Raw genomic sequence first — 18,032 nt, 5'->3', positions numbered from 1 at the left:
ATCGAAGGGAGAACGCCCTCTCTACAGGACCTTCACCATCACATGGTCATCCATCACAAAGCCGCCGCCGATGTCCGTGCACACTTCACTGTCGAACTCAAAACCCGCGCGGCGATAGGCTCGTATGGCAGCGCTGTTGTTCCGATTCACGGTGAGTCGCAGGCGCCGCATGCCGGCCTCACGCGCGCGGTCTGAGACCCATGTGAGAGCTTTCGCGCCGATGCCGTGGCCGTGCCAGGCAGGCTTCAGGTAGACCTTGTGGAGATAGGTGGTGTCACCACCGGGCTTGTTCTCCCAGCCAAGGTATCCGGCGGCCTCGCCATCATGAATCATCATGGCGTATTGCACCTGATGCTCACGCACTTCGCGCTTCATGGTTTCCACGTTGTACATGAGCTCCAGCATGTACTCGATCTGCCCGCTGCTGATGATGGTGGGATAGACTTGGCGCCAGATCTCATGCGCAAGCCGCTGGATGGTCGGCAGTGCATCCTCCCCTACCAACTCGAAGCGCACCTCGGAAGGCGCGGTCTCCGACTTCCCCGCCCAGCGATGCACCAGCGTCAGCGCATCGCGCCATGAATCGAGATCATCCGTGGGGCTGAGTCGTGAGAGATGATCCACAATCTGGCTGCGGGTGGGCTTGATGACGCCCTCCTCGCGCACCTGCTTCGCATCGTCCGGATACTCCAGCTCAGGCAGTGACTCCTTCGCGAGGTACCAGCAGGCCCACGCGCGCCAGCTCCGCAGTTCCTTGTGCGGCTCCACCATGCGGGTGGCGAGGTGCTGGTAGTGGCGCCGGGGATTTCCGATGAACACGTCCTGAGGACGATGGTGCAGGATCCATGCTTTGGCATGGTACGGCGCTGCGGGACACGGGCCCACCCCGTCGAAAGGGGACTGATGGGCCACGGAGGCCTGATACGAGACCTGCGGCAGCCAGCAGGACAGTGCGCGATTCACCAGCAGCAGCGCCTTCGCCGGAAAGCCAGCCAGCCACAGCACCTGGGCGTACTCCATGGCGGTGTAGTAAAATTTCTCACTGCGATCCGTGCCAAGGGAGTGGATGTGATCTGAGGTCAGCATTCGGCCGGTCATGGGCAGGTAGGGGCAGGGCTCCGGAGCGCTCATGGTACAAGGAAAGATATCTTCGGCTAGCCCCCCTGCACTGGTGGCATGATGGCCACCTCGGCATTCTCGTGCAGGGCTCCGTCGCGCTTCGCATAGTACTGGTCCACGGCGATGAGCAGGCTCCTGTCCCACTCCTGAAGCTTTGGCCAGCGGGTGAAGAGCTCCCCGAGCAGATCCGCCACGGTCGCTCCGGGGACGAGTTTCACGGGCACTTCTTCAGCACCCGCAACATCCCTCAGCACAGAAAAGAAAAGTACTCGCACCGTCATGATACAGGAAGATTGGCAGGATTCAGGATGCCGATGCAGGGGAGGTTCCGGTAGTGACCCTGGTAGTCCATGCCGTAGCCGACCACAAACTCATCCGCGATCTCAAACCCAATGTAGTCCACTGCGACCTCACGCTCACGCGGACGCTGCTTGCTCAGCAGCACGGCCGTGCGGAGGCTCACGGGCTGGCACTCGGCGAGGATGCGCTCCTGCATGGTGCCCAAGGTGAGACCGGTATCCAGGATATCGTCGATGAGCAGGACATCGCGACCACGCAGGTCGAAGGGAAGCGTCCGTGCCATCTCCACACGACCGGTGGAACTGGTGCCCCCGTGATAGCTGCTCACCGAGAGCGTGTGCAGCTTCACGGGCAGGGTGACATCCCGCAACAGGTCTGCCACAAAGAAGAGCGCGCCATCCATGAGCGCCACCACGGTCAACTCACGGCCGGCGAAGTCATTCCGGATGCGCCCGGCCATCTCCACCACCCGCTGCCGGATGGCCACCTCATCCAGGAGAATGCGCTCCACACTGGAAAGAACACCTGCAACACTTGCACTCATGCGTAACTATTGGCATACGCCATGTCTGTTCTCTATCCCTCGTCCTCGCCCGCTGGCAAACCGAATCTCGCCGACCTGCGCCTGAGCTATGAGAAAGGCGCGCTGGAAGAGGCCACCTTGCCAGTAGACCCCATGGAACTCTTCCGCCTTTGGATGGATGACGCGCTGGCCGCTGGCGTGCTGGAAGCCAATGCCATGACCCTCGCCACCGTCTCCGCCGATGGCCAGCCCTCCTCACGGACCGTCCTTCTCAAAGGCTATGACGAACGAGGCTTCTCCTTCTTCACGAACTACCACAGCCGGAAAGGCCGCGAACTGGAGGGCAATCCCAAGGCCGCCCTCACCCTCTTCTGGAAGGAGCGTGAGCGGCAGGTGTGCATTCGCGGCGCCGTCACAAAGTTGAGCCGTGAAGAAAGCGATGCCTACTTCCAAAGCCGGCCCTATGGCAGCCAGATTGGCGCGTGGGTCAGCGAGCAGAGTGAAGTCATTCCCAGTCGCGGATGGCTGGAATCCCGCGACCGGGAACTGAAAGCCCAGTATCCCGAGGGCAGGGTGCCCATTCCGCCTCATTGGGGCGGCTTTGTGCTGGCTCCCCAGGAGGTCGAGTTCTGGCAGGGACGCCCGAGCCGCTTGCACGACCGCATGCTTTACCGCCGCGCAGACAATGCATGGGAGCATGTGCGCCAGAGCCCCTGATGCCCAAGCCCCACGATCAAGGAGCGGGATTCGCCGAATTCCCGGCGGTTGGGAGCCTGTGGGTGCGGAGCCGCGCGTGACTTCACAGAGCTGATGCGCGTCACGTCGCATTTCCTTTTGAGATTCCGTCGGTAAGTATCGCTACAGACGAGGGACTTCGGCGAGTCCCGCTCCCTGCAAGAACGCCACCGCCCAGCCTCCACCGTCAGTCTCCGAAGTTCCTCTGCGTCTCTGTGGCTCTGTGTTGAATTCAATGCAGCCCACCACACCCACCAACTCCGGAACCAACCCTACCGCACCGCCACACGAAACTGCGACGGCGTCACTCCCGTAGCCTCGCGAAACGCCCGTGTGAACGCGCTGTGATCGCAATACCCACACGCCAACGCAATCTCCGCGACTGAGCCCTCCGTTTCCTGTAGCAACCGTGATGCCATCTGAATGCGCGCCTGCGTGATGATCTGCCCCGGCGTGAGATGAAACACACGCTTCACCAGCCGCGCAAACCGTGTGGGAGACATCTCCGCCTTCCTCGCCAGCAGTGCAGGAGAAAGCGCGCTGTCATCGCAGTGCTTTTCCAGGTAGGCCATGGCCTTCGACAGGGTGGGAGGAATCCCCTCGCTACCGCCCGGCGTCTGCAAGTCCCTTGAGATGCCAACGAGGCCGATGATCTCACCCTCCACCCTTCTTATCGGCACCTTCGCTGTCAGGCACCACCCGGCACGGCGATTCTTCTGCCAGTGCAGTTCCAGACGGTTGCGAATTTTTCTTCCTTGCCGCAGCACTTCCAAATCTTGCCGCGCATAGCTCCTCGCCAACTCTCCGGGAAACACTTCACTCACCGTGCGGCCCAGAAGCTCCGACTTCGAGCGCAGTCCACAGCGCTCCACCAGCGTCTGATTCACCTCCAGATACCGCCCTCCCGCATCCTTCACAAAGAAGACCGTATCCATCATTCCATCGAACAACGCCACCATCGGACCCATGGGCAGTGTGGCCCAGGAGTCTCCAGTGAGACCAGCAGTCGGCAGCTTCATTGTGCGTAAATTGACAGGGATCGCGCTGTTTGCATCCAAGACATCCGGCCCCGGTTCCGCTATTCTTGCAAGAATGAAGCACTTCTGGATTCCATCCCTGTGCCTGGCCCTTGCCGCCAGTGTGCTCTATGGCACCACCGGAACAAAGCAGGACGCCACTGTATCAGCACCCTCCGCCGAAGTGGTGGAGAAGCTGAGGCTCTCTCCCTTCTACAAGAAGCATCTGGATGTAAGTGGCTTCTCCATTGTCTCCTCGGAGAAAGTCCCGGATGCCGCACTCTATGAGACCGCGTGGATCATCAATCACATGCTGGGTCATCGCCCTGACATCCTGCGCGCCCTCGATGCGAACAAGACGCGCTTCGCCATCATGGCACACGATGAATTCACCACCGCCATTCCGGAGCACAGCGACATGAAGCCTGCTCCCTACTGGGACAAGCGGGCACGCGGCCTGGGCGCCACTCCGCTGCGACCCGCAGTGAGCTGCGGCACGGAGAACTTGCTGGCCTATCCCGGCGACCCCTACGATCGAGAGAACATCTGCGTGCACGAGTTTGGCCATGCCCTGCATCAGATGGGAGTGAACAGCATCGATCCCACCTTTGATAAGAGGTTGGAAACAGCTTACGAGACTGCCCTGAGCGCGGGCCTGTGGAAAGACACCTACGCCGCCAGCAACAAAAGTGAATACTGGGCCGAGGGAGTGCAGAGCTGGTTCGACACCAATCGTGAGAACGACAACCAGCACAATCACATCAACACCCGCGAGGAGCTGAAGAAATACGACACGGGCCTCGCAGCCCTGCTGATAGAAATCTTCGGGGACAAACCCTGGCGCTACCAACGGATCGCCGACCGCCTGCCCGAGGAGCGTGTCCACCTGCGCGGCTGGGACGTGGCAGCAGCGCCGAAGTTTGAATGGCCCAGAGCCCTGGTGGAATGGCAGGAGAAAAATCGGAAACCGCTGATGAGCTCGCGAGAATACACCGCAGTGCCGCTGGTGACCGTGAACGCAGCCCAGGCACCCGCCTCCCTGGATGGCAAGGAGAAGACGATGCTCCACTTCTTCAACACGCGCCGCTCCGCAGTGAAACTCTGGTGGGTGGATACCAAGGGTGAGCGCAAACCCTATGGAGGAGTCGCGCCGAGTGGGGACTCCATGCAACAAACCTATGCCGGTCACGCGTGGTTGGTGACGGATGAAATCGGCAACCCCCTTGGTCACTGCGTCGCACTCCCGAAGAGCGGCAAGGTGGTGATTGAGTGACGGCGGAGAGCCCCATCTGATACTCCCATGAACCACCTCTGGACCGGCGTTTTTCCAGCCATCACGACCCAGCTTCGCAAGGATCAGAGTCTGGACCTCGAGGCAACGCAGCGTCATGCCGAGGTGCTGATTCGCTCGGGTGTGAGCGGCATGATTGTTTGTGGCTCGCTGGGAGAGAATCAGAGCCTCGCGCCTGAGGAGAAGCGGAGCGTGGTGGGTGCCATCGTGCAGCAGAGCGCGGGGCGTGTTCCAGTGCTGAGTGGCGTCGCGGAGTGCAGCACCGAAACGGCGCGCAAATATGTGCAGGACTGTGAAAGGCTGGGTGCGGCGGGATTCATGGTGATGCCAGCCATGGTGTACAAGGCAGATCCGCGTGAGACGCTGGCCTATTACCGTGCCGTGGCGGCAGCAACCAGCCTGCCATGGATGCTGTACAACAATCCCATCGGCTACACGGTGGACGTGACGCCGGAGATGATGCGCGAGCTGTCTGATGTGCCAAACCTCATCGCGATGAAGGAGAGTTCCGGCAACACCCGGCGCATCACCGAGATGCGCATCGTGAACGGAGACCGCTTTGCACTTTTCACCGGAGTGGACGATCTCATTCTCGAAAGCTCCATCCTGGGCATTGATGGCTGGGTGGCGGGAAGCGGCATCGCATTCCCGCAGGAAAACCAGCGGCTCTGGGAGCATACGCGGGCAGGTCGCTGGGATGAAGCACGCGCCCTGCTGCGTTGGTTTCACCCGCTGCTGAAACTCGATACCCACATCAAGTTCGTGCAATACATCAAGCTGATGGTCCAGGAATGCGGGTTGGGCAGCGAATGGGTGCGGGAACCCCACCTCACCCTGGAAGGCTCCGAACGTGAAAGGGTGTTGGCCATCATCCGTGAAGGCATCGGCTCCAGGCCGCGGAACTGAAGACGCTCGTAATATGCACTCACGGTCACCGTACAGAGCCGCACTACCATGAACGCGCTTCCCCGCCTCATCTTTGGCACCTTGATCGGGTGCGGCACCCTCTACAGCCAGGCTCCTGATGTGCCGATCTACCCGGAGGGACGCAATCCCAAGTCCCAAGCCGTCATCACCGATGAAGCAAACCGGCTGAAGGAAAAAGGCGAGCTCGTCCCCATGGAAAAAGTAGTGGAGCAGATGAGCCGCACCACTTGCGAGCTGGAGCTGCCCAAGCCACGCACCGGAAAACTAGAGGGCCGGGAGTTGTGGAATACCGCAAGGCGCGCTCATCTCCGCGTAGGCTGGCACTACCTCTGCAAGAAATGCAGCAAATGGCACCTCAACCTCGCGGGCGGCTATGCCATCACCAACGATGCCGTGGTCACGTGTGGCCATGTATTGGAGAATGAAGATATCCGCGAAGGCTACCTCATCGTCGCTGACGAAGACGACAAGGTGATTCCCGTGGTGGAAGTACTGGCAGCCAACCGGGCCACGGATACCGCCATCATTCGCGTGAAAGGCGCCACGCTGAATCCCCTCCCCTTCACCTCAGACGTGATGCCGGGTGACAAAGTGTACTGCTTCAGCGAGCCCAAAGGAAGGCGCGGCTACTTCAGTGAGGGAATCGTGAATCGCTTCACAAAGCATCCCTTCCGCAGCAACATGCGTGAGGCAGCGCCAGGCACCGGCACGGCCAAGCCCGAGGCCGGCAAGCCAGCCTCCAAGCCTGCACCTCCCGCGCCCAGCACCAAGGGTGAAGACGAACCGGTATGGATTCAGGTGAGCACCTCATGGGCTCCGGGCTCGAGCGGGTCCGCCGTGCTGGACGCTCACGGCAACGCCATCGGTCACGTCTCCCAGATCCAGACGGTGTATCAGGATCCATCCAAAACCACCGCCAGCGCCCCCGGCACCCTCATGGTGCTGCATGATGCCATCGCCGCCAGCAACGTGCTGAAACTCATCAAGACCAAATCTCGATCAGAATGATGGAGAAGATCCGGATCATCGATTCCCACACCGGCGGCGAGCCCACGCGCGTGGTGTTTGATGATCCGTTGCCTCTTTTGCTGCGTCATTTCCCCCGCCAAGGAGACGTGCCTGCTGCCGACGCTCCGGCGATCGAAAAGCGGCTGCGCTTGTTCCATCCTCAGTACGATGCCCTGCGACGGGCCGTGGCCTGTGAACCCCGAGGCTCCGATGTTCTCGTGGGCGCCGTGCTCTGTCCGGCCATGGACGCCTCCTGCATCGCGGGCGTGATCTTTTTCAACAATGTCGGATTCCTGAACATGTGTGGTCATGCCACGATCGGTGTGGCGATCACCTTGGCGCATCTGGGTCGCATTTCGCCGGGTACGCACCGTCTGGAGACGCGCGTCGGAGTTGTGAGCTTCACGCTGGGCGAGGATGGAAGTGTATCCCTCGAAAATGTCCCATCGTTTCGCAAGGCCTCTGGGATCTCCGTGGACGTGCCCGGGCATGGCACCGTTACTGGAGATGTGGCCTGGGGTGGCAACTGGTTTTTCATCACGGAGAATCACGGCCAGCAACTCGAACTGGAACACGTGGGTGAACTCTCGGCATTTGCAAGCGCCCTGCGGCGAGCGGTGAACGAACCCCAGCATTTTCCTGATGTGGACCACATTGAACTTGTGGGACCGCCATCCTCTCCCAATGCCAGCGCACGGGGCTTCGTGCTGTGCCCTGGAGGCGTATATGACCGCTCTGCGTGTGGCACCGGCACCAGTGCCAAGCTCGCATGCCTCGCCGCGGACGGAAAGCTGGCCGAGGGCGAGGAGTGGGTGCAGGAGAGCATCATCGGCAGCACTTTCAAGGGCAGCTATCGATGGCATGACCGAGACGCAGGAGCCATCATCCCGATCATTGTGGGCGAGGCCCATGTCACGACAGAGGGGGAAATCCTGCTGAATCCGCACGATCCATTCTGCTGGGGCATTTCATAGTGTTATCACGCGACTGAAACCTCCAACACCATGTCGCACGTCATCGTTCTCGGCGCAGGAGTCATCGGTCTTTGCACGGCCTTGGAGGTCGCGAAGCGCGGGCATCGCGTCACGGTGATCGACAGGGGCAGCGAGGAGCGAAGCGGCTGCTCGTATGGGAACGCGGGGATGATTGTTCCAAGTCATTTTGTGCCGCTTGCCGCACCCGGCATGGTCGCACTGGGACTGAAGTGGATGTGGAATCCTGAGTCTCCCTTTTACATCAAGCCTTCACTGGATCCTGAGCTACTGCGTTGGGGATGGAACTTCTGGAAGGCGGCCACACGTGAACATGTAAAGCGGGCTTCCCCGCTGCTCCGGGACCTGCATTTGCGCAGCCGGTTGCTTTTCGAAGAACTGGCCGCTGCATGCGAGAATGATTTTGGCCTGAATCAACGGGGACTATTGATGCTTTGCAAGACGCAGCGCACGCTCGATGAAGAGGCGGACAGCGCGCAGGTAGCGCGTGAGATGGGCGTGCCCGCGGAAGTGCTGGATGCCCGGCACACCAACGAGATGGACCCGGGCATCACCATGGATGTGGCAGGCGCCGTCTACTATCCCAAGGATTGTCATCTCACACCGCAGCTCTTCATGCGCACGCTCCAGCGTCTTTGCAAGGAGGCGGGCGTTGCCTTCCTGTGGGGAGCGGATGCTGAGGCTCTCTGCGCAGAAAGCGGACGAGTCCTTGCCGTGAAGACCTCTCAAGGGGAAACGGAGGGAGACGAGTTTGTTCTTTGTCTCGGCTCATGGAGTTCCGCATTCTCGAAGTCCGTGGGCTTGCGGCTACCCATGCAGGCAGGCAAAGGCTACAGCCTCACCCTGTCAAACCCACGGCAGCTTCCGCATCTCTGCAGCATCCTCACCGAGGCACGTGTTGCCGTAACTCCCATGACAGGAGGTTCGCTGCGCTTTGGCGGTACGATGGAAATCTCCGGCATGAGTGAAGCCATCAATCCACGACGGGTGCAGGGCATCATCAATGCGGCGTCCCGATACTTTCCCGAGTTCAGCCCCGAAGACCTCGCAGACGTGGAACCCTGGAGCGGACTGCGTCCCTGTTCGCCAGACGGGCTGCCGTACCTCGGTCGCACGCGATACTTCTCCAACCTCTGCATCGCCACGGGACACGCGATGATGGGGCTGAGTCTTGGTCCTGTCACAGGACACATCGTGGCCCAGCTGATAGAGAAAGAGCAGCCTGAGTTTGACCTCACGCTGCTCTCTCCAGATCGCTATGGTTGATGGTCGAGTGGAAAAGCTCCACCCGAGAGCTACGGGACGCGGCCCTGGGAACGCTGCCGTCTCGCGATATTATTGTGAGAGCCTCCTGCAACACACCACGCCGGCCAGAGGCCAGCGCTCCCAGGGCCACCATCTGCCAGAAAGCCATCAGGCGCGCATCAAGCCTCTCGCACACGACTTAGGTTTCTGTGGGAGAAGGAACCGTTATGACTCGGGGCGACTACTTCCCCGAGCACCACTGCACGGCATTCACCAGGATGCTCTTGAAGGCGGCGTCTTCGTGCGTGCGCTCATCGTGACCAAGTGCGATGCAGGCGATGCGCGTCTTGTCGTTCTTGGTGACCCACACGCTGGGATGCGGCTTGCCGAACTTCTGGCTGGGAGACGTCTCAGCGAGCACTTCGATGCCAGCCGTACCAGCGGGGATCTCTTCGGGCTTGGCATTCACATAGTAGAGCTCGTCCGTCACGTCGAACTTCGCCGGCACCCCCTTCATGATGGGATGGTCCGCCTTGGTCACATTCACGGAGTAGGGTCCCAGCTTGTCGTGTCCCTTGGATCCGCCGCCCACGACTTGGGCATTCAGCTCAGGCCAACGGGGATACGCGTACCAGGTACCGGGGTGCATCATGATGACACCCTTGCCAGCCGCCACACGGTCGAAGAGCGCCTTGCGATACGCCGGGCTGTCAAAGAACTGGCGGTTCACACTGATGACGGCAACGTCCGCATTCGGCAGCTCCGCGACCGCCTGATCGCGATCTTCGGTGTAGTGCACCGTGAAGCCCGCAGCCTTCAGCGTAGCGCCATCCACTTCACCAAAAAACCTGGCGAAGTTGTGCGAGCTGCCACCGCCGATGAGCAGCACTTTGGTCTTGCCAGCTTCCCAGGAAACAGGCGTCACTGCAGGCAGCTTGTTGTCACCCTTGCCACCTTCCTTGGGTCCTGGAGCACTGGAGTCGCCAGAAGCAGGAGCCGCAGCCGTTGCTGCACCTGGCTTCGCTCCCATGCGCCCCTCCACATCCGCAGTGACGGCAATCACCACCGGTGCGACACCATTGGCGAAGCTCTCCAGCGCCAGCTTCTTGATCACGCCCTTCTTGGTCAGAGTGAGGCTGAGCAGACGGATCTGCTGATCATCGCTGATCGGTTCCTTCACCAACTGACTGCCCGGCACTTCAACCTCGCGGATGTAGTCGGCAAACGCCTCCCCATTGTTCAGTGTGAACTCCTCCGTCTCGCCACCTTCATAGGTGACCGTGGCCTTGAGCGCAGGGATGTGATCTCTCACCGCAGGGAAGCCCCAGCCAGCGATGCCACTGAGCAGGTGCAGCTTCTTCGCCTGCGCGTTCACCGCGACTTCCACGCGTTGCGGGTAAGTCCAGCTCTGGCTCTTCTGCGGACCACCTTTGAGCACGATGATGTTCGACCCACTTTCGCTCTTCGCTGCGTCCTGCACGAAGAAGGGAATGCCTTCCACCTTCACATTGCCGTACTTTGCCAGGCGCACCTGGCCCTGGTTGGGACTTGGCCCTGCGAAGACGCCTTCACGACTGTCCGCGGTGTAAGCGGGACGAAGGTCCACGATGCGGAAATGCTTCTGGGCATCACCGCAGATGTAGGCCAGGAGATCACGCATGGTCTCTGCACCCATGGCTTCGAGTCCTTCCGGCATGAGACTGCGGCGCGTGTTTTCACGCGTGGCTATTTCGCTCTTCGGAATTTCCTTCACACCCACCTGTGTGGCGAGCGTGAGCGTGGATGGATTCTCTGAAGTGATGACACCCACGATGGCCTCGCCCTTCTTCGTCGTGATGTTGTGCGCCCAGAAGCTCGGGTCCACTTCGCGATTGGGATCGACGATGTGCACGAGCAGTTCCGCAGGCCCGTGCGCCCCCATGCCATCGAGCGGCGGGCCAACAGCCAGACCGGTGTCACCGAGCTTGTGGCAGGTGGCGCACAACGCGTAGGCGATCTTGCCCTTGGCAACATCACCGGTCTTCTCCACCTCCGGCGTGAGCTGGGCGATGACCTTGTTCTTCTCCACGGTCGCGGGGCTCAGCTTCTCCAGCATCTTGTTCGCGCGGCTGGCGACCTGCTTGTTTGGGTGCGTGCGCAGGCGGGCGACATTCGAAGGGCCGATGTCAGCAGGCTTCACAACGCCTCTTTCCACTTCATCCAGGATCACATTCACCCACTCGGGGCGCTTGAGCAGCTCGTCAAAAATTGCCAACTGCACTCCGGGCTCGACATCCACATAGGCATCCATCAAGCGACTCGCAACATAAGGACCGGTGCGCTCGGTGATGAGCTTGATGATGCCCAGGCGGAGATCCATCGGATTCACGAAGGGCCCTTTCGAGCCACCGTCCTTGCGATCGATTTCCATGGCAGCTTCGGCAATGAGGTCCTTTGCCTCGCCATCTCCATCCGCACCGAGGAAGCCCCTTGCCGCGGCAAGGCGCTCCTGAGTCGGTGCCTTCGCGTCCTTCATCTTGGACATCAGCGCCTGCACCACGTCTTTGCGCTCCTTTGCCAAAGCGCGTTCCTTGTCCCACTTGGCCGCAAGCGGCAAGGCGGCCGCTGCCGTGGAAGGATTGGCCAGAAGCTTCTGCAGAGGTTCCTTCAATGCGGGATGCGCGGTCAGACTCAAGTCTGCCTGCTGAGCCAGCACTCGAAGTACCGAAGACTGAAGCGCCTCGGTGCCGGGGCCTGCGGAGGCGCAGGAATTGAGCAGATTCGTCGTGTTCTTGACCGCATCACCAGCAAGGGCGGCCGGAATGAGGTTCTCCACAAAGGAGCCCAGTTCACTGGCACGCTTCGACGCGAAGGCCGCAGCAATCTCATTCGCAGCATTGTCCTTCGCCGCAGCAATGACTGCCGAGCGAGTCCAATCGTCCTTGGCATCAAGGAATGCATTCAGCGACTCCGGCGCAGTGAGCACACCTTTTTCAATGCTCTCGTAGACGCGCAATGCCTTGCTTCCCATGCGGGGAGTGATGCCGCTCTCGGCGAGGCCCACGACTCCCTTGCCCTGCGGTCCCTGCTGCTCGGCAATCAAGCGCCAGGCCACCTGCTTCTGCGGAACATTCTCACTGTTCTTCACCACACCCGCGAGCTGCTGGAAGTCGTCCTTCTTCAGCTTCGCCACTTCCACCTTCTTCGCATCCTTGTGCTGCACCTTCCAGATGCGGCCATAGTAGTGGTCGCGGTCAGGACGTACGGCAGCATTGGCAGGACCATGCACCGGGCCACGCGTGTCGTTGTGAATCACGGCCTGGTTGCAGAAGTCCACCACGTAGAGCGCACCATCCGGCCCGATGCGGACATCAATGGGACGGAACCAGAGATTCTTGCTGCGGATGAATTCGGTGTGCTCACGACCCGCTTCACGCTTCGCCTTGTAGGTGACGCCATCAGGCTCCACCATGAAGTGGCTGACGATGTTCAGCGTAGGCTCCGTGGTGAAGTAGCCGTAGTTCCACTTCTCAGGCCAGGCTCCACCTTCGTAGATGGCGCAACCAGCGGCCGCCGTGTAGCTGCCCACCTGATCAATCTGCACATACGCCTGCTGCTCCCAGTGCATGGCGGGGAAGGTGGGCTCGCGAGGCAGGAGTCCATTCGTCCCAGAGACGCCGGGGAGCTTGCCCTTTGCCAGCACATACTCAGGCAGCACCACATGAATGAAGTGATTGCCGCTCGTCGGCTGCGTGTAGAAGACCTCGCCACTCCACGTGATGTCCAGGCCCCAGGTATTGCCGCCACGGGAAGCGTACTGCTCAATCGCGCTGCCGTCCGGTTTGAAGCGTACCACACCGGCGCCGATGGCTCCGAAGCCCCTCGAACCATCACCGGACTTCGCGTCCTCGGTGCTGGAGTAGCCGTGCGTGGCGTACACCCAGCCGTCCTGACCCCAACGCATGTTGTTGATCACCGCATGGGTGTCCTTGTTACCAAGATTGGTGTAGAGCTTGGTGCGCTTGTCCGCCTTGTCATCTCCGTCCGTGTCTTCGAAGAACAGGATGTCCGGCGCGGCGCAGACGATGACGCCGTTCTTGTAGAAGACGCTGGAGGTTGCGAGTTCGATCTTGTCGGCAAAGACCTGCTTCTTGTCCATGATGCCGTCACCATCCGTATCGCTGAGAATGGAGACGCGGTCGAGTGGCTCACGCTCGTGCTGCCCCGGCTTGACTGCGCCGGAGTCTTTCCACGCTTCGACATTCGCCTGGCGAAGACCGTTGGGATACTCAGGAGTCTCGACGACCCACAGACGGCCCTTCTCATCCCAGTCGATGTTCATCGGCTTGTTGATGAGCGGCTCAGAGGCAACCAGCGAGAGATTGAACTCGGGATGCACTTCCAGGTCCTTGGGAATGTCCTGCGGAGGCGGGCAACCACCGGGCAGGTAGCGCAGAGCGCTGCCAAGTTCCGTCGGCTTGCAGAGCACATCAGCGTTGTCGCGCTTTCCAGCCCAGGCGATGCCGCGCAGGATGGCGGTGCGGAGTCCGTTGTTAGAGAAGTTGGCGTAGAGGTGACCGGGAATGCACACGAAGGAACGATAAGGCGTGCTGCCACCATCCACCGTGCGCTCATAGGTCCACATCTGCGGCTGGATGTCGTAGATGTTTACCGCTTTCCTCTTGGCCACGGCTTCCGCAGCACGCTGCTGCGCTTCTTTGTTTCCCTTTCCACGAGTGTCCGCTGCCTTTGGTGTGTAGGCAGCCGCGAGCACCTTCACCTCGGGAAGGATGTCCATGTCGTAATAAATCTCGTCATCAATGTCGAAGTTCGAGATGTCCTTCGTGATGGGATTGTCGCGGTCCGTGAAGTAGAGCGCCATGGGAGCCTCCAGCCACTTCGTCGGTGTCTTGTGATTCCACGAGCCACCCGCGATGGTCTTGAACCAATCCGGATCGCGCGACACGATACCCGCGTGGATGACGACGAGTCCGCCACCGCGCTTGAGGAATTCCATCAGGTTCTTGCGCTCCTCACCCAGGGCGATGTTCCCCGCCTCCTGCGCGTGCAGGATGAGCACGTCGGTCTTGTCGAGTTGTTCCTTTGTGGGGAAAGAGTCGCCACCGTCCGCCCTGGCACCGCGCTCATTCAAGAGCGGCACCCATTCCTTGAGGAAGCGGGGATAGTCGTGCGCCCCCGGTCCGTGGGACTTCGGACCGCTGCGGATGAAGACGCGGATGGGATCGGCAGCGTGAGCTACGCTACAGAGAATCGCAAGGGTGAGGAGAATGCGGAGCATGGCGAATGAACGTGAAAGGTGAATGGCATGAGTCGCGGAAAGGAAGCTCTACTTCCCTCCCACACTCTTGAACTCGCGGGTGAGATTCGTGAGGCTCTCCTCAACGCCCATGCGTTCGAGGCTGCTGGCGCCTACGAAGCCATCTGCCGTGGTCTTGCTGAGGATGTACTCCACATCCTTCGGGGTGTTGATGGGACCGCCATGGGTGAGGGTGAAGACATCCTTCCGCACGGACCGGGCGGCATCGATGATCTCCTGCGTACGCTTCACCGTGAAATCCCAATCGACCACCGCATTCACCACGCCGATGCTGCCACCCACGGTGGTACCCACGTGGGCGATCACGGCATCTGCGCCCTGCTTCGTCATCTCGACCGCTTCTTCCGGAGTGGCGACATACACGATGGTGAAAAAGTCCATGCGGTGCGCGAGACCCACCATCTCGAACTCCTTCTGCACGCTCATGCCAGTCTCTTCCAGCACCTGACGGAAGTGACCATCCACAATCGTGTGCGTGGGGAAGTTGTTCACGCCGGAGAAGCCCATGTCCTTCACCTTGCCCAGCCAGTGCCACATGCGACGGCGCGGGTCGGTGGCGTGCACACCGCAGATGACAGGAATCTCCTTCACCGTGGGCAGCACTTCGTACTCACCAATCTCCATGGCCACGGCATTGGCATCGCCATATGCCATGAGACCGCAGGTGGATCCATGGCCGCTCATCCGGAAGCGTCCGCTGTTGTAGATGATGATGAGGTCCGCGCCACCTTTCTCAATGAACTTGGCACTGATGCCCGTACCGGCACCGGCGGCGATGATGGGCTCGCCCTTCTTCAGGGAGGCGTTGAGGCGATCAACAACTTCCTGTCGGGTGTAGGGATTTCCGATTCCGGTCCAAGGGTTGGGCATGGGATGAGTGAGGAGTTAGCGGTTTGGTGTTCTGTAGAAAGTTCGAAAAGCGATGAACGCACCGTTGCCTGACGTGAATCGCAAAGCGAAAATAGAAACGCTGGTTCGTTTTCCATTCTCCACATTCTCGCATGCCAGGCTCCCACGACCACCTATCTGAAACCCACATCCTCGGGAGGCGCACCCGGCAGGTGGTCGTGCGTGTGGACGAGCAGGATGAGCGATCATGGTTAAAAAACACACCTGCATGCCCGGCGCTGGCCCAGCACCGCATTGCCCACCTCGGTGTGTGTGAGGCGCATGCGCCCTACTGCATCGTGCGCATGAGACAGAGCGGCACCTACTTCATGGCCTGCATCGGTGGAGAGGGTCGTATTTTGGTGGATGGACGCTGGCAAATCTGTCGCGCTGGGATGGCGTGCCTACTGCCACCGCACCTGTTGAATGCCTTCCACGCCGTCCCTGGAAAGAAGTGGGAGTTCGCCTGGGTGCGCTATCAATCCGTGCCCGAGAAGCGGCCCATCGTCATGGCAGGCTCGCCGGTGCTGGCGAAATTCGATGGCACTGGCTTGAGGCTGGCGGCGCTGGGGCTCGCGGCGGAGTGCGAGTCAGCCCACAGCACTCCTGCAGCCATCCACCACTGGGTGGAACTCATCCAGGGATACGTGCTTCAGTTCGCCCAACCGTGGCAGATGGATGAGCGGCTTTCCCGGTTGTGGGAAAAAGTCGCAGAGAATCCCGGCGCTCCATGGACCGCCACCCGCCTCGCACGTGATGCCAACATGAGCGAGGAACATCTGCGCCGACTGACCACCACGCAACTCGGTCGCTCACCCATGCGCCACGTCACATGGCTGCGCATGCGTCGTGCCGCGGAGCTGCTGGCCACGACGGATGAGAAGATCGAGTCCATCGCCCGCGCGGTGGGGCATCAGAATCCCTTTGTGTTCTCCACCACGTTCAAGAAGTGGATTGGCTGGCGACCCAGCGAGCACCGCGCGAAGACGCCTGCTCGCTCCCAGAGCTAGACTTCGCTGATCCCTCAGTCGATCCGCGGCGTCTTCACCGGTCCCGGCGGCATTTCTGGGGATGGCAACTTCACCAGCAGCCAGGTCTGTGTAGCCTCGGTGCCGAAGTGGATGAACACACTCGCCACATCGTTATCCAGACTGTTGAGCCCGGTTTCATACACGGTTTGCGAGGCATCACCCACATGCCAGGCGATACGCTGGGTCTTCAGATCCACCCGGCCCACGATGGGCTGTTCGTCACCCGTGAGGATGTTCTTGTAGGCACCGGCGATGATGCCGTCCTTGTTCACACTCAGTTGCACGAACATCGTCGGGTCACCCTGCTGTTGCTGGGCCAGTGCCCACACACCGAGTGGCAGCCAGGTTTCGGCCTCCCCCTCTGGCGCAGGCTCCGGAAGGAGAATACCGCTCACATCGGGATTCGCGAGGTCGATGACCTCCTCGCGAGCAGCCACGGCGGTGGAGACAAAGTCGCCATCCACGTAGTAATTGGAGCCATCATATAGAACTGTGGTGCCCGGGTCATAAATGACCGCCGGCACGGCGAGCGCCACGCCAAAGAACGTGCGCCGCTTCTCCGGCTCACAGCCATGCCACCACCACCAGGGTGACTCGTGAGCGCCGATCACATGCTTCGGAGGACTCTTCCTCCACCAGCAGGAGCTCCACCAGTTATTGTCAAAAACGTGATTCCAGAAAGGCTTCCGGTCGCACCACACCTCCACGCAGCGGTCCTGCCGGTATTTCCACACGTCACCACACCACTTCTTGTACTCCTTGCCGTGGAAGTGTTTGGCCCATCCCGGTTCGCGATAGCGACCGCACACTTCACCCCAGTTCTTCAGCCGCTCTCCCTGGATGGTCTTCACGTGTGAGCCGTGCTTCCTGTGCCAGGAGTCCCACTCCGTGTTGCAGTTGTCCTGCACCTTCTGCCATTTCTCCGGACGATGGGGATGTCCTGAGCGAACCACGAAGCCGGAGGGGTGTGTGGGCACCACCGTTCTCGGCGCTGGCGTAAAACTGGAGACCGTCTTCGTGGTGGAAATGGCCGAGGGCACAGGCGTGCTGGTAGCTGTAATGCCGGAGGCATTCGGCTTCGGCCCCAAAAACTGCTGCACCGTGGGCTTGGCCGCGAAAGGAGAGACGGGGCGGCCGAATTGCGAAAACTTTGTCAGAGGATACGCTGGACCGAACGGAGGCTGGGCAGGACGCACCTCCACCTTGGTGGGATACGACTTCACGGACGAGTCTGGGAAGGGAGTCGCAATGCCCGAAATCTGCGGCGTCTTGTTTGGCCGGATCGGGATGACAGGGGGCTTCGGAACGACCACCACGTGTGGAGGTCTATGTCCCTTGCCGCCGGTCTGGAAACCTGGCTTGGAGTTCGTGTTCAGGTTGGAATTCGGCTTCCCATAGGTCTTCACCTTGGCGCCGCTCGGCTTGTTGACGATGGGCGGGTCAGCCACCACGCTGGCGGTCCAGAGCGTCAATGTCAGGAGCATCAACAGCATCCGCCATGGAGTTGCGCTCAGGAGAGAGGCTCGCACCGCGGAAAGCCCTGCAATTTTGGACCAAGTAGATTTCATGGCAGGAATCGGGTTACCGTCTTTTTAACAGATCGTTCTCGGTTGGACAATACGGCGGGTGTTTCCGCCAAA

The 18,032-nt window shown here is 60.6% G+C and carries 14 protein-coding genes; 7 read left to right on the top strand and 7 right to left on the bottom strand.

Features of this window, described 5'->3' with window-relative positions; genetic code table 11:
- Positions 1 to 21: 21 nt before the first annotated feature.
- Genes DES53_RS03965 through hpt form a run of 3 tightly spaced genes read right to left on the bottom strand, consistent with a single transcriptional unit; the run spans position 22 to position 1,963 of the window.
- Positions 22 to 1,131: a GNAT family N-acetyltransferase gene (locus tag DES53_RS03965; RefSeq protein ID WP_113956880.1), complete on the bottom strand. Its 1,110-nt coding sequence runs from the start codon at positions 1,129 to 1,131 to the stop codon at positions 22 to 24.
- 23 nt (positions 1,132 to 1,154) lie between these two features.
- On the bottom strand, positions 1,155 to 1,400 hold the full coding sequence (locus DES53_RS03960; RefSeq protein ID WP_113956879.1) for a MoaD/ThiS family protein: 246 nt from the start codon (positions 1,398 to 1,400) through the stop codon (positions 1,155 to 1,157).
- Positions 1,397 to 1,963: a hypoxanthine phosphoribosyltransferase gene (hpt, locus tag DES53_RS03955; RefSeq protein ID WP_113956878.1), complete on the bottom strand. Its 567-nt coding sequence runs from the start codon at positions 1,961 to 1,963 to the stop codon at positions 1,397 to 1,399. The genes DES53_RS03960 and hpt overlap by 4 nt, the downstream gene beginning before the upstream one ends.
- A gap of 21 nt (positions 1,964 to 1,984) precedes the next feature.
- Between hpt and pdxH the strand changes: the two genes are divergently transcribed.
- The gene (gene pdxH, locus DES53_RS03950; RefSeq protein ID WP_113956877.1) at positions 1,985 to 2,659 is read left to right on the top strand and encodes a pyridoxamine 5'-phosphate oxidase; all 675 of its coding nucleotides are present in this window, start codon (positions 1,985 to 1,987) and stop codon (positions 2,657 to 2,659) included.
- Positions 2,660 to 2,949: 290 nt separating this feature from the next.
- Here pdxH and DES53_RS32390 read toward each other — a convergent pair whose 3' ends face one another.
- Positions 2,950 to 3,696 (bottom strand): AraC family transcriptional regulator, encoded by a 747-nt coding sequence (locus DES53_RS32390; protein WP_147263203.1) that lies wholly within the window; start codon positions 3,694 to 3,696, stop codon positions 2,950 to 2,952.
- A 73-nt stretch (positions 3,697 to 3,769) separates the two neighbouring features.
- On the opposite strand from DES53_RS32390, the gene DES53_RS03935 reads away from it, so the two are divergent.
- The 5 genes from DES53_RS03935 to DES53_RS03915 are packed head-to-tail and all read left to right on the top strand — an operon-like array spanning position 3,770 to position 9,177.
- Positions 3,770 to 4,966 (top strand): VHL beta domain-containing protein, encoded by a 1,197-nt coding sequence (locus tag DES53_RS03935; RefSeq protein WP_170156831.1) that lies wholly within the window; start codon positions 3,770 to 3,772, stop codon positions 4,964 to 4,966.
- Between the two features lie 27 nt (positions 4,967 to 4,993).
- Complete coding sequence (locus DES53_RS03930; RefSeq protein ID WP_113956875.1) at positions 4,994 to 5,890, top strand: dihydrodipicolinate synthase family protein; 897 nt, start codon at positions 4,994 to 4,996, stop codon at positions 5,888 to 5,890.
- A 48-nt stretch (positions 5,891 to 5,938) separates the two neighbouring features.
- Complete coding sequence (locus DES53_RS03925) at positions 5,939 to 6,919, top strand: S1 family peptidase (RefSeq protein ID WP_113956874.1); 981 nt, start codon at positions 5,939 to 5,941, stop codon at positions 6,917 to 6,919.
- On the top strand, positions 6,919 to 7,893 hold the full coding sequence (locus DES53_RS03920) for a proline racemase family protein (protein ID WP_113957193.1): 975 nt from the start codon (positions 6,919 to 6,921) through the stop codon (positions 7,891 to 7,893). The genes DES53_RS03925 and DES53_RS03920 overlap by 1 nt, the downstream gene beginning before the upstream one ends.
- A gap of 30 nt (positions 7,894 to 7,923) precedes the next feature.
- Positions 7,924 to 9,177, top strand: a complete 1,254-nt coding sequence (locus DES53_RS03915) for an NAD(P)/FAD-dependent oxidoreductase (RefSeq protein WP_113956873.1) — start codon at positions 7,924 to 7,926, stop codon at positions 9,175 to 9,177.
- 220 nt (positions 9,178 to 9,397) lie between these two features.
- Here DES53_RS03915 and DES53_RS03910 read toward each other — a convergent pair whose 3' ends face one another.
- Positions 9,398 to 14,434, bottom strand: coding sequence for a PVC-type heme-binding CxxCH protein (locus DES53_RS03910; RefSeq protein ID WP_113956872.1), 5,037 nt, complete (start codon positions 14,432 to 14,434; stop codon positions 9,398 to 9,400).
- Positions 14,435 to 14,482: 48 nt separating this feature from the next.
- Positions 14,483 to 15,343 carry a phosphoenolpyruvate hydrolase family protein gene (locus DES53_RS03905; RefSeq protein WP_113956871.1) on the bottom strand — a complete coding sequence of 287 codons (861 nt, stop codon included), beginning with the start codon at positions 15,341 to 15,343 and terminating at the stop codon, positions 14,483 to 14,485.
- Positions 15,344 to 15,474: 131 nt separating this feature from the next.
- Here DES53_RS03905 and DES53_RS03900 point away from each other — a divergent pair, with 131 nt between their 5' ends.
- Complete coding sequence (locus tag DES53_RS03900; RefSeq protein ID WP_113956870.1) at positions 15,475 to 16,371, top strand: AraC family transcriptional regulator; 897 nt, start codon at positions 15,475 to 15,477, stop codon at positions 16,369 to 16,371.
- Between the two features lie 14 nt (positions 16,372 to 16,385).
- Here the strand turns inward: DES53_RS03900 and DES53_RS03895 are convergent, their stop codons facing one another.
- On the bottom strand, positions 16,386 to 17,960 hold the full coding sequence (locus DES53_RS03895) for a hypothetical protein (RefSeq protein WP_170156830.1): 1,575 nt from the start codon (positions 17,958 to 17,960) through the stop codon (positions 16,386 to 16,388).
- Positions 17,961 to 18,032 lie beyond the last annotated feature (72 nt).

The sequence above is a fragment of the Roseimicrobium gellanilyticum genome (assembly GCF_003315205.1).
In the GTDB taxonomy this organism is placed as follows: domain Bacteria; phylum Verrucomicrobiota; class Verrucomicrobiia; order Verrucomicrobiales; family Verrucomicrobiaceae; genus Roseimicrobium; species Roseimicrobium gellanilyticum.
The sequence above is the reverse complement of the archived record's forward strand: the minus strand, read 5'-3'. Positions and strand labels throughout refer to the sequence as shown.